The organism is Pseudomonas entomophila, assembly GCF_029193575.1.
GTDB lineage: Bacteria > Pseudomonadota > Gammaproteobacteria > Pseudomonadales > Pseudomonadaceae > Aquipseudomonas > Aquipseudomonas entomophila_G.
The window spans coordinates 48960-64392 of sequence record NZ_JARGCS010000019.1; the positions used below are offsets into that span (position 1 = coordinate 48960).

The following is a 15433-nucleotide window of genomic DNA, read 5'->3' on the forward strand; positions in this document are numbered from 1 at the left end:
AGGGGCAAGGACCGCACGACGAAGACCAGAGAACCAGAGAGACCAAGACGAGATAAACGCAAACGGGTGCCAGCCACCCGCCAATAGGGACGGAGAGACGTATGATCAGTGCCGCTGTCGAACCCCACGTAGATGCATTCCACCCGGACAACCGCGAGCCGCTCCAGCCGGACTTCGCCACGACAGCCAAGGCCCCCGGCGCCCAGCGCCAGCACAACCCGCACAAGCGCAAGATCCTGTTCGTCACCTCGGAGATCGCCGACCTGGTCAAGACCGGCGGCCTGGGCGACGTCTCGGCCGCGCTGCCACGCGCCTTGGCCCACCTGCACGATGTGCGCGTGCTGATCCCCGGTTACCGTCAGGTGATGGAAAGCGACAACCCCATCCACATCGTCGGCGAACTCGGCGGCCACGCGGCGCTGCCACCGTGCAAGATCGGGCGCATGGACCTGGTCGACGGCCTGGTGATCTACGTGCTGATCTGCCCTGAGCTGTACCTGCGCGACGGCACCCCCTATGGCGCCAACAATGGCCGCGACTGGCCCGACAACCATATCCGCTTCGCCCGCCTGGGCCTGGCCGCCGCGGAAATCGCCGCCGGTGAAGGCATGGCCCACTGGAAACCCGACCTGGTGCACGCCCACGACTGGCCCGCCGGCCTGGCCCCGGCCTACATGCACTGGCGCGGGCTGAACACACCGACCCTGTTCACCATCCATAACCTCGCCTACCAGGGCGTCTACAACCGGGGCTGCAGCCCGGAGCTGGCGATCCCCGAACACGCCATGCAGCAGGAAGGCATGGAGTTCTACGGCAAGCTGTCATTCCTCAAGGCGGGGCTGGCCTACTCCAGCCACATCACCACGGTCAGCGCCACCTACGCTCGCGAGATCACCACCCCGGAATTCGGCTGCGGCCTGGACGGTTTCCTCGCCAGCAAGGCCCAGCAAGGCCTGCTCGGCGGCATCCCCAACGGCATCGACGAAAGCTGGGATTCGGCCACGGACCAGCACCTGCAACACACCTTCAGCCTCAACGACTGGGACGGCAAGGCGCGCAACGCCGCCGAGGTGCGCACGCTGTTCGGCCTGGAGGCGTCCGACGGGCCGCTGTTCGCGGTGGTCTCACGCCTGGTCTACCAGAAGGGTCTGGACCTGACCCTGGGGGTGGCCGACTACATCGTCGAACAAGGCGGCCAGATCGCCATCATCGGCCGTGGCGAACCGGAGGAAGAACAGGCCATGCGCGAGCTGGCCCAACGTCACCCAGGGCGCATCGGGGTCAATATCGGTTTCAACGAGACCGACGCCCGACGCATGTTCGCCGGCAGCGACTTCCTGCTCATGCCTTCACGCTACGAGCCGTGTGGGCTGAGCCAGATGTACGCGCAGCGCTACGGCTCGCTGCCGGTGGCACGCAACACCGGCGGGCTGGCCGACACCATCGAGAACGGCGTCACCGGGTTTCTGTTCGACGCGTCGACCGTGGAAAGCTACCGCGAGGCATTGGCCCGGGCCTTCTACGTGTATGGCAAGAAAGACCTGCTGCACGCCATGCGCTGCCTGTCCATGACCCAGCCGTTCAACTGGTGCCAGGCCGTGGAGCCCTACGCCCGCCTGTACGAGGAACTGGCACACCAGGTACAGAGCGCCCGCTACTGAACGAGAGGTTCGAAGATGCACAGACATGGCGCACAGCAGTTGGACGCCACGTCGGCGCGCTTCGCCCTCTGGGCGCCGGATGCGCGCAGCGTGAGCTTGCAACTTAGCGGGCAACCGCCCCTCGAGATGCTTCCCGAGGGCGACGGCTGGTTCGTGGCCGTCGCGCCCTGCGCGGCGGGCCAGCGTTACCACTACCGGGTCGATGACGAGCTCGAGGTGCCCGACCCCGCCTCGCGCTGGCAGCCCGAAGGCGTGCACGGCCCCAGCGAGGTGGTGGATGTCAGCGATTACCCCTGGCAGCACCCCTGGCAAGGCCGGCCCTGGCACGAAGCGGTGATCCAGGAACTGCACGTCGGCGTGCTCGGCGGTTACCCGGGCGTGGCCCGGCAGTTGCCGCGCCTGGCGAGCCTGGGCATCAGCGCCATCGAACTGATGCCCATCCAGCAGTTCCCCGGCGAACGCAACTGGGGCTATGACGGCGTGCTGCCGTTCGCCCCACAGCACAGCTACGGCCGACCGCAAGCGCTGTGCCAGTTGGTCGACCAAGCCCATGGCCACGGCCTGATGGTGCTGCTGGACGTGGTCTACAACCACTTCGGCCCCGAGGGCAATTTCCTCCACCGGTACGCCAGCCCGTTCTTCCGTGACGACCGCCAGACCCCCTGGGGCGCGGCCATCGACTTTCGCCGCCGCGAGGTGCGCGAGTTGTTCATCCAGAACGCCCTGATGTGGCTGTGCGACTACCGCATCGACGGCCTGCGCCTGGACGCCGTGCACGCCATCGACCAGCCGGATTTTCTCGTCGAGCTGGCCCAGCGCGTGCGCGCCGCCATCGAGCCCGGGCGCCAGGTGTGGTTGGTACTGGAGAACGAACACAACCAGGCGACGCTGCTCGAGCAGGGCTTCGATGCCCAGTGGAACGACGACGGCCACAACGCCCTGCACGTGCTGCTGACCGGCGAGACCGAAGGCTACTACGCCGATTACCAGGAACGCCCCATCGCCCACTTGGCGCGCTGTCTGGGTGAAGGCTTCGCCTTCCAGGGCCAGCCCAACCGCCACGGCACCCCACGCGGCGAGCCCAGCGGCCACCTGCCGCCGACCGCCTTCGTGCTGTTCCTGCAGAACCATGACCAGATCGGTAACCGCGCCCTGGGCGAGCGCCTGGGCCGGTTGTGTTCGCCGCAAGCGCTGCGCGCGGCGACCGGCCTGTTGCTGCTGGCGCCGATGATCCCGCTGCTGTTCATGGGCGACGAGGAAGGCAGTTGCCGACCGTTCCTGTTCTTCACCGACTTCCACGATGAACTGGCCGACGCCGTGCGCGAAGGCCGGCGGGGCGAGTTCGCCCAGTTCGCCGCCTTCGCCGACCCGGCACGCCGCGCACAGATCCCCGACCCCAACGCCGCCTCGACCTTCGACGCCTCGCGCCCCACCGCCGAGGAGGTGTTGGCCGGTTGGCACGGCCTGTACCAGCAACTGCTGGACACCCGCCGCCGCCAGGTGATCCCGCGCCTGCCCGGCAGCCGCGCGCTGGGCGCCGAGGTGCTCGGCGAGCATGCCCTCACCGCGCGCTGGCGCTTGGGCGACGGCAGCGAACTGCGCATCGACCTGAACCTCGGCGCCAGCGCACAGCCAGTGGCCCTGCCCGACGCCCGCGCACGTCTGTTCGACAGCAGCGACAACGCCCACCCCGACTCCAGCCTGGCCGCGCACAGTTGCGTGGTCAGCCTGCTAGCCCCCGGCCAGGAGGCCCCATGAGCGAATTGCTGCACCGCCTCGCCGCCCAGGCCGGGCTGGCCCGTGACTGGGTCGATGCCAACGACCGCCCGCAGCAGGTCAGCGACGACGCCCTGCGCCGGGTGCTCGCAGGCCTCGGCCACCCCGCCCACGACGAGCGCGCCGTGGCCGCCAGCCTCCAGGCCCTGGCGCTGGCCGAGGACAGCGACCACCTGCCGCCGCTGCTCACCGTCGAGGTCGGCCAGCCCCTGGCGCTGGCGCAATGGTTCGCCGCCGGCAGCCCGGTGCGCGGCACCCTGGAAGACGGCAGCCCCCTGCACATCGCCCTCGACGGCGAAGCACGGCTGCCCGGCGGGCTGCCCCTGGGCTACCACCACCTGGACATCGACGGCCGTCGCTTCACCGTCGCCGTCGCCCCGCCACGCTGCTACAGCCTGGCCGATGCCGTGGCGCAACCACCGGCACGCTGCTGGGGCCTGGCGGTGCAGCTCTACAGCCTGCGCCGCCCCGGCGATGGTGGCTACGGCGATTGCCTGGCCCTCGAACAGCTGGCCCGCGCCGCCGCCGAGCGTGGCGCCGATGCCCTGGCGATCAGCCCGATCCACGCGCTGTCGGCCTTCGACCAGCTGCACTACAGTCCCTACTCGCCCTCCAGCCGGCTACTGCTCAACACCCTGTACGCCAGCCCCGCCGCGCTGCTCGGCGAGCGCGCGGTGCGCATGGCCATCGAGGCCTGCGGCCTGGAGCAGACCCTCGAAGACCTCGAACAACACCCACTGGTCGACTGGCCCCGCGCCGCCGATGCCCGCCTGCGACTGCTCGCGGCGCTGTACAAGGACTTCAGCCAAGGCGCGCACCCGCTGCGCGAAGACTTCGACAGCTTCCGCCAAGCCGGCGGCCAGGCCCTGGAGCACCACTGTCGCTTCGAAGCGCTGCAGGCCGAGGCCGTCGAACAGGGCCTGGGCGCCGACTGGCGGCGCTGGCCCAGCGCCTGGCACGACCCTTACCACCCCGAGGTCGAGGCCTTTGCCGCCAGCTACCCGGCACGCGTCGAGTTCCAGGCGTTCTGCCAGTGGCTCACCGAGCGCGGCCTGCAACGTGCCCAGGAGGCGGCGCGTGGCAATGGCATGGCCATCGGCCTGATCGCCGACCTGGCGGTGGGCGCCGACGGCGCCGGCAGCCAGGCCTGGAGCCGACAGGACGAACTGCTGGCCGACCTCAAGGTCGGCGCCCCACCCGACATCCTCAACCGCGCCGGGCAGGACTGGGGCATCTGCGCCTTCTCGCCCCAGGGCCTGAAGCGCAACGGCTACCGCGCCTTCATCGAGATGCTGCGGGCCAACCTGGCCCACGCCGGCGGCTTGCGCATCGACCATGTGATGGGCCTGCGCCGCCTGTGGCTGATCCCGCGTGGCGCGACACCCCGCGAAGGCGCCTACCTGCACTACCCACTGGACGACCTGCTGCGCCTGCTGGCCCTGGAGTCGGTGCGTCACCAGGCGGTGATCCTCGGCGAAGACCTCGGTACGGTGCCCGAAGGCCTGCGCGAACAGCTGGCGGCCAAGGCGGTGCTGGGCATGCGCGTGCTGCCCTTCGAGCAAACCTCGCCGGGCCGGTTCAAGCCGATCCTCGACTGGCCCGACAGCGCCCTGGCCACCACCGGCACCCACGACCTGGCACCGCTGGCCGGCTGGCTCAAGGCCCGCGACATCGACTGGAACCACCGCCTGCACCTGATCGACGCCGCCACCGAACTGCACTGGCGCCACGAACGCCAGGCCGAGCGCGACGGCCTGCGCCATACCCTGGAGAGCAACTACGGGCCACTACACGACGACGAGGCCGTGATCGACGCGGCCATCCGCTACGTCGGCCACACCCGCGCGCCGCTGGTGCTGGTGCCGCTGGAAGACCTGCTGGGCAACGACGAGCAACCCAACCTGCCCGGCACCACCGACGGCCACCCCAACTGGCGGCGGCGCTTCGCCCACCCGGTGCGTGAACTGCTCGACGACGAACACGCCGCGCGGCGCCTGGAGCTGCTGGCCCAGGCCCGCGAACAAGCCTGGGAGCGCGACCGATGAAGCCCTTGACCGCGACCCTGCGCCTGCAACTGCACAGCGACTTCACCCTGGATGACGCCGTGCCGCTGGTGCCCTACTTCGCCCGCCTGGGCATCAGCCACCTGTACGCCTCGCCGATCCTCAAGGCGCGCGCCGGCTCGCGCCACGGCTACGATGTGGTCGACCCCACGCAGGTGAACCCGGAGCTTGGCGGCGAGGCGGCGCTGGAGCGCCTGGTGGCCGCCTTGCGCCAGCACGGCATGGGGTTGATCCTCGACACGGTGTCCAACCACATGGCCGTCGGCGGTGCCGACAACCCCTGGTGGCAGAGCCTGCTGGCCTGGGGCCGGCGCAGCCCGTATGCCGAGTTCTTCGACATCCAGTGGCACTCCAGCGACCCACTGCTGGCCGGCCAGCTGCTGTTGCCGTTCCTGGGCAGCGACTACGGCGTGGCCTTGCAGCACGGCGAGATTCCCTTGGGCTTCGACGCCGAGCATGGACGTTTCGAGGTCGCCCACCACGACCACCGTTTCCCGATCTGCCCGCTGGACTACGGGCGCATCCTCGGCCACAGCAGCGAAGCCCCGCTGCGTGCCTTGGCCCAACCGTTCAGCACCCTGCACGATGCCGTCGACCCCCTGGCCGAAGCCCTGCCCCTGCATGCCGAGCTAGCGCGCCTGGCACGCGCCGGCCACGCCGTGGACGACGCCCTGGCGGCCTTCGACAGCCGCACCGAGGCCGGCTTCAAGCGTTTGCACCTGTTGCTGGAACGCCAGACTTACCGCCTGGCCAGTTGGCGCACCGCCGCCGACGACATCAACTGGCGGCGTTTTTTCGACATCAACGAGCTTGGCGGCCTGCGGGTGGAGCGCGCGGTGGTGTTCGAGGCGACGCACGCCAAGCTGTTCGCGTTGATCGCGCGTGGCCTGGTGGACGGCCTGCGCATCGATCACATCGACGGCCTGGCCGACCCGCGCGGCTACTGCCGCAAGCTGCGTCGGCGGGTCGATGGGCTGCTGGCCGAGCGGCCACTGTCGGCGGCACTGGAGCATTTCCCGATCTACGTGGAGAAGATCCTCGGCAGCGACGAACACCTGCACCGCGACTGGCTCACCGATGGCACCACCGGCTACGAGTTCATGAACCAGGTGTCGCTGCTGCAGCACGACCCGGCCGGCGAGGCGCCGCTGACCGAGCTTTGGAGCACGGTCAGCGAACGCCCGCCGTTCGACGAGGAAGTGCGCACGGCTCGCCACTTGGTGCTCAACGCCAGCCTGGCCGGCGACTGCGAATCGGTGGCCCAGGCCCTGCTGCAGGTGGCCCGCGACAACCTGATGACCCGCGACCTGACCCTGGGCGCGATCCGCCGCGCCTTGCAGGCACTGGTCGAGCACTACCCGGTGTACCGCACCTACTTCACGGCCTGCGGCCGCCCGGCCGAGGACGAGGCGTTCTTCCAGCAGGCCCTGGCCGGCGCCCGGCAATCGCTCGGCGAGGCTGACTGGCCGCTGCTCGAACACCTCGAGCGCTGGCTCGGCGGCCAACCCTGGCGCGCGCTTCCGCCAGGTCGCCCACGCAAGCACCTGCGCCATGCTTGCGTGCGCTTCCAGCAGCTCACCGCACCGAGCGCGGCCAAGGCCGTGGAAGACACCGCCTTCTATCGCAGCGCCCGGCTGCTGTCGCGCAACGACGTGGGCTTCGAAGCCGAACGTTTCAGCGCCACGCCCGCGCAATTTCACAACGAAGCCCAGCGCCGCCTGCGCGACTTCCCCGACAACCTGCTGGCCACCGCCACCCATGACCACAAGCGCGGCGAGGATTGCCGCGCGCGCCTGGCGGTGCTCAGTGAACTCGCACCCTGGCTGGCCAGCCGCGTCGAACACTGGCGCGAACTGGCCGCCCCCTTGCGCGTGCAACTCGACGAAGGCCCCGCGCCCAGCCCAGGCGACGAACTGATGCTGTGGCAGACCCTGCTCGGCAGTTGGCCTCTGGACCTGCGCACGGACGACGCCCAAGCCCTGCGCCCGTTCACCGAACGCCTGCGCCAGTGGCAGCAGAAAGCCCTGCGCGAGGCCAAGCTGCGCAGCAGCTGGAGCGCGCCTAACGAAGCCTACGAACACGCCTGCGCGGCCTACCTGGACGGGCTGCTGCTGGAGGCCGAGAACCAGCAGTTGCGCCAGTCGCTGGCCGACGCCGCCGAACGCATCGCCTGCCCTGGCGCGCTCAACGGCCTGGCGCAGTGCCTGTTGCGCATGACCACCCCCGGCGTGCCCGACCTGTACCAGGGTAATGAATACTGGGACCTGAGCCTGGTCGACCCGGACAACCGCCGCCCGGTGGACTACGCTTGCCGACGGGCCAGCCTGAACGACCGCGCCACCCCCGCCGAGCTGCTGTCGCAGTGGCGTGACGGGCGTATCAAGCAGGCCCTGGTCGCCCGCGTGCTAGACCTGCGCCAAGCCCACACCGCGTTGTTCCGTGACGGCGCCTACCTGCCGCTGACCGTGCAGGGCCGCCACGCCGAACAGGTGCTGGCCTTCGCCCGTCTCGGCGAGGGCGAGCGCGCGATCGTCGTCGTGCCACGCCTGGCCAGCGGCCTGCTCGGCGCGGCGCCGACACCCCTGATCCCGGCACAGAACTGGGACGATACCCGGCTGATCCTGCCGTTTGCCTTGTCACCTGCCCATTGCACGGGACTTTTCCCGCACACCGCTGTCAGCCCTTCAAGGGAGCTGATGCTGAGCGCCGTGCTGAATGAGTTTCCGGTCAACCTGTTGATTGAAACTGCATGAACATCAGGAGCGTCGAGATGAGTGTCGAAGAAAAACGTATTCGCGAGTTCGCCTACCAGATCTGGGAGTCGGAGGGTAAGCCCGAAGGCCAGGAAGAACGCCATTGGGACATGGCACGCAAGCTGGCCGAAGCCGAGGCGCTGGCGCCCAAGGCCGCCCCACGCAAGAAGGCCGCGGCCAAGCCCAAGCCTGCGGTCGCTGCCGAGAAGCCTGCAGTGCTGAAGAAGCCGCGCGTGACCAAGAAGCCGGCAGCCGGCTGACCGGCGCCGCGAGGGCAAGCCCCGCGATTGGGCCGCAACGCGGCCCCTCTCCCTGACACCCTTGGCAACCAGAGGACCGCCATGAGCCCGCGCACCCCGAAGAAAACCCGCGCCATCGCCCCCTCACGCCTGCGCGAAGGCCTGCCCTTCCCCCTCGGTGCCACGTGGGACGGCCTGGGCGTGAACTTCGCGCTGTTCTCGGCCAACGCCACCAAGGTCGAACTGTGCCTGTTCGACGCCAGCGGCGAGCAGGAGATCGAACGCATCGAACTGCCCGAATACACCGACGAGATCTACCATGGCTACCTGCCCGACGCGCACCCCGGGCTGGTCTACGGCTACCGCGTCCACGGCCCCTACGAACCGGAGAACGGCCACCGCTTCAACCCCCACAAGCTGCTGATCGACCCCTACGCCAAACAACTGGTGGGCCGCCTGAAATGGTCCGAGGCGCTGTTCGGCTACACCATCGGCCACCCCGACGGCGACCGCTCGTTCGACGAACGCGACAGCGCGCCGTTCGTGCCCAAGTGCAAGGTCATCGACCCGGCCTTCACCTGGGGGCGCGACCAACGCGTGCAGATCCCCTGGGAACGCACCATCCTCTACGAGGCCCATACCCGTGGCATCAGCATGCGCCACCCAGCGGTGCCCGAACACCTGCGCGGCACCTTCGCCGGGCTGGCCAACGACGAGCTGCTGGGGCACATCAAGGAGCTGGGCGTGTCGAGCATCGAGTTGCTGCCGATCCACGCCTTCGTCAACGACCAGCACCTGCTGCAAAAGGGCCTGAACAACTACTGGGGCTACAACAGCATCGCCTTCTTCGCGCCGCACCCCACGTACCTGGCCAGCGGCAAGATCGCCGAGTTCAAGGAGATGGTCGCGCACCTGCACGACGCCGGCCTGGAGGTGATCCTCGACGTGGTCTACAACCACACCGCCGAGGGCAACGAGCTTGGCCCGACCCTGTCGATGCGCGGCATCGACAACGCCTCGTACTACCGCCTGATGCCCGACGACAAGCGCTTCTACATCAACGATTCGGGCACCGGCAACACCCTCGACCTGAGCCACCCCTGCGTCCTGCAACTGGTCACCGACTCGCTGCGCTACTGGGCCGGCGAGATGCACGTGGACGGTTTCCGCTTCGACCTGGCGACCATCCTTGGCCGTTACCACGACGGCTACAGCGAGCGCCACAGCTTCCTCGTCGCCTGCCGACAGGACCCGTTGCTGCGCCAGGTCAAACTGATCGCCGAGCCCTGGGACTGCGGCCCCGGCGGCTACCAGGTGGGCAACTTCGCCCCTGGCTGGGCGGAATGGAACGATCGCTTTCGCGACACCGTGCGTGCCTTCTGGAAAGGCGACGAAGGCCAGCTGGCCGACTTCGCCGCGCGCATGACCGCCTCGGGCGACCTGTTCAACAACCGCGGCCGGCGGCCCTATGCCTCGGTCAACTTCGTCACCGCCCACGACGGTTTCACCCTGCGCGACCTGGTCTCGTACAACGACAAGCACAACGAGGACAACGACGAGAACAACCAGGACGGCACCAGCAACAACCTGTCGTGGAACTGCGGCGTCGAAGGACCGACCGACGACCCGGACATCAACGCCCTGCGCATGCGCCAGATGCGCAACTTCTTCGCCACCCTGCTGTTCGCCCAGGGCACGCCGATGATCGTCGCCGGCGACGAGTTCAGCCGCACCCAGCACGGCAACAACAACGCCTACTGCCAGGACAGCGAGATCGGCTGGGTGAACTGGGACCTGGACGACGACGGCGCGCAACTGCTGGCCTTCGTCAAGCGCTTGAACCGCTTGCGCCTGGCCTACCCGGTGCTGCGCCGTTCACGCTTCCTGGTCGGCGACTACAACGAGGCGATCGGGGTCAAGGACGTCACCTGGCTGGCCCCCGACGGCAGCGAGATGAGTGTCGAGCAATGGGAAGACCCGCACGGCCGTTGCCTGGGCATGCTGATGGACGGCCGTGCCCAAGTCAGCGGCATCGCCCGGCCCGGCGCCGAGGCGACCCTGTTGCTGATCGTCAATGCGCACCACGACACGGTGCCGTTCCTGCTGCCCAGCGTGCCGGAGGGCGACTACTGGAGCTGCCTGGTCGACACCGATCGACCCCAGTTGCGCAAGGCCCAGCACCTGGCGTTCGAGACGACGTTCGAGGTCAAGGGGCGGTCGTTGCTGTTGCTGGCGTTGCAGCGCGAGGAAGAGTGAACCCGGCGACCTCGCTTCGGTCCTAGACTGTAGCTATGCGACAGCCGAGCCTGTGGGAGCAACGGTCTTTGTCGTGCCTGTGCCGGCCCTGTCGCGGGGCAAGCCTGCTCCCACAGGAACCGAGATGCCGCCAAGACGAAGGACTACATCAGGAGTCGTCGTGAACTTCGAAGCCGGCAGCCCAGGTTACGCCAGTGTCGCCCAGGCCCCCGCCGTGCACCGGGTGCGGGTGCTGACCGTGAATACCCACAAGGGCTTCACCGCCTTCAACCGGCGCTTCATCCTGCCGGAGCTGCGCGAGGCGGTGCGCAGCACCCAGGCCGACATCGTGTTCCTCCAGGAGGTGCTCGGCAGCCACGACCGCCACGCCGCGCGCTACCCCGGGTGGCCGCAGACCTCGCAGTACGAGTTCCTCGCCGACAGCATGTGGAGCGACTTCGCCTATGGCCGCAATGCCGTCTACCCGGACGGCCACCACGGCAACGCGCTGCTGTCCAAGTACCCGATCCTCGAACACCGCAACCTCGACGTATCGATCACCGGCCCCGAGCGCCGTGGCCTGTTGCACTGCGTGCTGGACGTGCCTGGCCAGCGCCAGGAGCATGCCATCTGCGTGCATCTCTCATTGCTGGAAAGCCACCGCCAGCAGCAACTGCAACTGCTGGGCAAGCTACTCGACGCCCTGCCCGCCGACGCCCCGGTGATCATCGCCGGCGACTTCAACGACTGGCAACTGCGCGGCAACCGTACCTTGGGCCGCGCGCGCGGCCTGCACGAAGCCTTCGAACGCCATCACGGGCTGCTCGCACGCACCTACCCCGCGCGTTTGCCGCTGCTGCGCCTGGACCGCGTCTACCTGCGCAACGCCGAAAGCCACGCACCGCGGATCCTCGGCCATAAGCCGTGGACCCACCTGTCCGACCACCTGCCACTGACGGTGGAAGTGCGTCTCTAGCAATGTTTCGGCATAGCGCCCTCGCGGCAAAGAACCTTCCCTGCTATCGAAACGTCCATTCCAAGCAAATTCAATGAATTACCCATGCAGACACGCCACCAAGGTGGTTTTAACCGTTTCTTGACGCAAGCCTTGCCGTCTCCTTAGCTGAACATATCGCCCTCTGCGAAAATTTCGCGCCGAGCCTCTAGTTCGCGCCTTTGCGCGCGCCTGGAAGCCCCGCGCGCTGGTTTGGGTCGCCCCTGTTTTCGTGCCGTACAGCTCGTGACATCAGGCCAGGTCTTGGCTGTTACCCACGCCTACAGGAGATCCGCCATGAAACGAGCATCGACCCCCTCGCGTTTCGAGTGCCTGTTCTGCGCGGTTTCCACGTCGCTGCTTCTGGCAACCCCGTTGGAAACCTTCGCACTCGACCTCGACGACGACCCGCCTTTCGCCAACCTGTTGCAGCAGCCGACGTTGCCGCAGTTGTCGCTGGACCCGGTGAGCGCCAGCGGCGTGGGCCTGGGGACGTTGCAAGCGTTTTCCGAGCGGATGGGCGAACGCCACGGCCAGTTGCCGACCGACTTCACCGCCAGCCAGTGGGCGCAGTTCTTCCCCGGCGCCGGGCGGCCGGTGCACCAGGCCCCGGCGCACCTGGAGGCGCCCAGCCAACAGCTGATGGTCGGCCCCGACCTGTTCGTGCGCGAGACCGCCGCGGGCAACGTACACCGCGCCGGGATCTTCGTGGGCCACAACAACCTGCAGAGCAGCTTCAACGGCATGCGCCCGTTGCTGGGCGACAAGCAGCGCAACGCCGTCAACCTGAGCGGCGAAAGCCTGGGGGTGTACTGGAGCATGACCCATGACCAGGGCTGGCACGTGGACGCGGTGGCCATGGGCACGCGCATCGACGTCAATGGCCGCGGCCAAGGCGGCCAGCGCCTGGACGACAGCGGCCATGCGATGACCTTCTCGGTGGAGGGCGGCTTCCCCATCGGCCTGGGCGGCAACTGGGTGATCGAACCCCAGGCGCAGTTGATCAACCAGCAGTTCTTCCCCGGCAACCAGGCCCAGGCCGAAACCTTGCAGGCCTTCGACAGCCAGCCGAGCTGGAGCGGCCGGGTCGGTGCCAAGTTGTCGGCACGCTACGAAGTGCGGGGGATGCCGATCGAACCCTACGTGCGCACCAACGTGTGGTACGACTTCAGCAATGCCGACGCGGTCAAGCTCGACCAGGTGGACAAGATCTCCAGCTCGCGCAGCGCGGCCACGGTGGAGTTGGGCTTGGGGCTGGTGGCGCGGGTCACGCCGACGGTGGCGCTGTTCGTCAGCGCCGACTACAGCAGCGATGTGGATGACAACGACCTGAACGGGTTGATCGGCAGCCTGGGGGTACGGATGCGTTGGTGAGCAGCGAATATGGCGCCCCCCTTGTAGGAGCGGGGCAAGCCCGCTCCAAGGGGATGCGCCGTGACATCAGGCGGGTTTCATCACCAGTACCCCCAGCGGCGGCAGGTTCAGCGCCAACGATAGCGGCTGCCCATGGCTGGCGACGTCCTCACTGGCCACCGTCCCCAGGTTGCCGACATTGCTCCCGGCATACAGCTCGGCATCACTGTTGAGCAACTCCTGCCAACGCTCGCCGAACGGCACGCCGATGCGATACCCCTCGCGTGGCACCGGGGTGAAGTTGGCCACCACCAGCAATGGCTCCCCAGCACCGCTCCAGCGCAGCCAGGCATACACGCTGTTGGCGGCATCGTCGCCGATCAACCACTGGAAACCTTGGGGCTGGCAGTCCTGCTCATGCAGCGCCGGCAGCTCGCGGTACAGCCGGTTGAGGTCGCCCACCAGGCGCTGCACACCTTGGTGCTCGGAGTACTGCAACAGGTACCAGTCCAGTTGCTGGTCGTGGTTCCACTCGCGCCACTGGCCGAATTCGCACCCCATGAACAGCAGCTTCTTGCCCGGGTGCATCCACATGAACGCCAGGTAGGCCCGCAGGTTGGCGAACTTCTGCCAGCGGTCGCCGGGCATCTTGTCGATCAGCGAGTGCTTGCCGTGCACCACTTCGTCGTGGGAGATCGGCAGGATGAAATGCTCGGAATAGGCGTAGATCAGCCCAAAGCTCATTTCGTTGTGATGGTAGGTGCGGTGGACCGGGTCGTTCTGGATGTAGTGCAACGTGTCGTGCATCCAGCCCATGTTCCACTTGTAGGCAAAGCCCAGGCCACCCTGCTGGGTCGGCTGGCTGACGCCGGGCCAGGCGGTGGACTCCTCGGCGATGATCAGCGCGCCCGGGGCCTCATGGGCGGCGATGTCGTTGAGGTGGCGGATGAAGTCGATGGCTTCGAGGTTCTCGCGCCCGCCGTGGCGGTTGGGCACCCACTCGCCGGCCTTGCGCGAATAGTCGCGGTAGAGCATCGAAGCCACCGCGTCGACACGCAAGCCGTCGATGTGGAAGTGCTTGAGCCAGTGCAGCGCCGAGGCCAGCATGAAGCCGCGCACCTCGTTGCGCCCCAGGTTGTAGATCAGCGTGTTCCAGTCCTGGTGGAAGCCTTCCAGGGGGTTGTCGTACTCGTACAGCGCGGTGCCGTCGAAACGCGCCAGGCCGTGCTCGTCGGTGGGGAAATGCGCCGGCACCCAGTCGAGGATCACGCCGATGCCGCCCTGGTGGCAGGCGTCGACGAAGGCGGCGAAGTCCTCGGCGCTGCCGTAGCGCGAGGTGGGCGCGAACAGCGACAGCGGCTGGTAGCCCCAGGAACCGCCGAACGGGTGCTCCATGATCGGCAACAGCTCGATGTGGGTGAAGCCCAGGTCCTGCACGTAGGGCACCAGGCGCTCGGCCAGTTCGCGCCAGGTGTAGAAGCGCGCCACCTCGCCGGTATCGTCCAGTTCGCAGCGCCAGGAGCCGGCGTGCAGTTCGTAGATCGAAAGCGGCGCGCTGTAGGCATGGCGTTGGGCGCGTTGCTGCATCCAGTCGTGGTCGCGCCAGTCGTGGCGCAGGGGGCCGGCGACCTTCGAGGCGGTGCTCGGCGGCAGTTCGGTGGCGCGGGCCAAAGGGTCGGCCTTGAGCGGCAGCACGCCGTCGCGGCCGAGCACTTCGTACTTGTAGGCCTCGCCCTCGCCCAGGCGCGGCACGAACAACTCCCAGACCCCGGCGTTGTGGCGCAGGCGCATGGGGTGGCGGCGCCCGTCCCAGTTGTTGAAGTCGCCCACGACCGAGACGCGACGGGCGTTCGGTGCCCACACCGAGAACAACACGCCCGCGATGCCGTCCACCTGCGTGGGCTGTGCACCGAAGCGCCCGGACAGGTCACGGTGGTTGCCTTCGGCGAACAGGTGCATGTCCATCTCGCCCAGTTGCGGGCCGAAGCTGTACGGGTCTTCGGTGAGCTGTTCGCCACCGGCCCAACCGATTTGCAACTGGTACGGCTGCGCCGCGTTCAGGTGCGCGGTGAACAACCCTGGCAGGCTGCCCTGCACCATGTCGGCGAGCGGGCGGCCATCGTCGCGCGCCACCACCCGTGCGTTGAGCGCAGTGGGCAGGAAGGCGCGGACGAACACGCCGCCCTCGCCATCGCCGTGCGGGCCAAGGACCGCGAACGGGTCGGCGTGCTCGGCGCGCGCCAGGGCATCGATGTCCCTTTGCCGAAGGCCGCCGTTGTCACGCGTACTTGCATTCATCTCACTGCCCCTTTCCATGTCTTCGATAAATAGGCGCCGCGCGCTCCTACACGGCGCGCGT

At 68.1% G+C, this 15433-nt stretch carries 9 protein-coding genes; 8 read left to right on the forward strand and 1 reads right to left on the reverse strand.

Annotated features, from left to right (window positions below):
- Positions 1-101: 101 nt before the first annotated feature.
- The 8 genes from glgA to P0Y43_RS09305 all read left to right on the forward strand — a co-directional run bounded on the left by glgA (position 102) and on the right by P0Y43_RS09305 (position 13095).
- On the forward strand, positions 102-1661 hold the full coding sequence (gene glgA, locus P0Y43_RS09270; RefSeq protein ID WP_275636996.1) for a glycogen synthase GlgA: 1560 nt from the start codon (positions 102-104) through the stop codon (positions 1659-1661).
- 15 nt (positions 1662-1676) lie between these two features.
- Positions 1677-3419, forward strand: a complete 1743-nt coding sequence (gene treZ / locus P0Y43_RS09275) for a malto-oligosyltrehalose trehalohydrolase (RefSeq protein ID WP_275636997.1) — start codon at positions 1677-1679, stop codon at positions 3417-3419.
- Complete coding sequence (gene malQ / locus P0Y43_RS09280) at positions 3416-5482, forward strand: 4-alpha-glucanotransferase (protein ID WP_275636998.1); 2067 nt, start codon at positions 3416-3418, stop codon at positions 5480-5482. Before treZ ends, malQ begins: the two co-directional genes overlap by 4 nt.
- The gene (locus P0Y43_RS09285) at positions 5479-8253 is read left to right on the forward strand and encodes a malto-oligosyltrehalose synthase (protein ID WP_275636999.1); all 2775 of its coding nucleotides are present in this window, start codon (positions 5479-5481) and stop codon (positions 8251-8253) included. Before malQ ends, P0Y43_RS09285 begins: the two co-directional genes overlap by 4 nt.
- 17 nt (positions 8254-8270) lie before the next feature.
- A complete protein-coding gene (locus tag P0Y43_RS09290) occupies positions 8271-8513 on the forward strand; it encodes a DUF2934 domain-containing protein (RefSeq protein WP_275637120.1) in 243 nt (80 codons plus the stop codon).
- A gap of 81 nt (positions 8514-8594) precedes the next feature.
- Positions 8595-10748 carry a glycogen debranching protein GlgX gene (glgX, locus tag P0Y43_RS09295; protein WP_275637000.1) on the forward strand — a complete coding sequence of 718 codons (2154 nt, stop codon included), beginning with the start codon at positions 8595-8597 and terminating at the stop codon, positions 10746-10748.
- A 160-nt stretch (positions 10749-10908) separates the two neighbouring features.
- Complete coding sequence (locus P0Y43_RS09300; RefSeq protein WP_275637001.1) at positions 10909-11703, forward strand: endonuclease/exonuclease/phosphatase family protein; 795 nt, start codon at positions 10909-10911, stop codon at positions 11701-11703.
- A gap of 315 nt (positions 11704-12018) precedes the next feature.
- Entirely contained in the window at positions 12019-13095 is a 1077-nt protein-coding gene (locus P0Y43_RS09305; RefSeq protein WP_275637002.1) for an autotransporter domain-containing protein, read from the forward strand.
- A gap of 66 nt (positions 13096-13161) precedes the next feature.
- Here the strand turns inward: P0Y43_RS09305 and glgB are convergent, their stop codons facing one another.
- Positions 13162-15372, reverse strand: a complete 2211-nt coding sequence (gene glgB, locus P0Y43_RS09310; protein ID WP_275637003.1) for a 1,4-alpha-glucan branching protein GlgB — start codon at positions 15370-15372, stop codon at positions 13162-13164.
- Between the last annotated feature and the right edge of the window lie 61 nt (positions 15373-15433).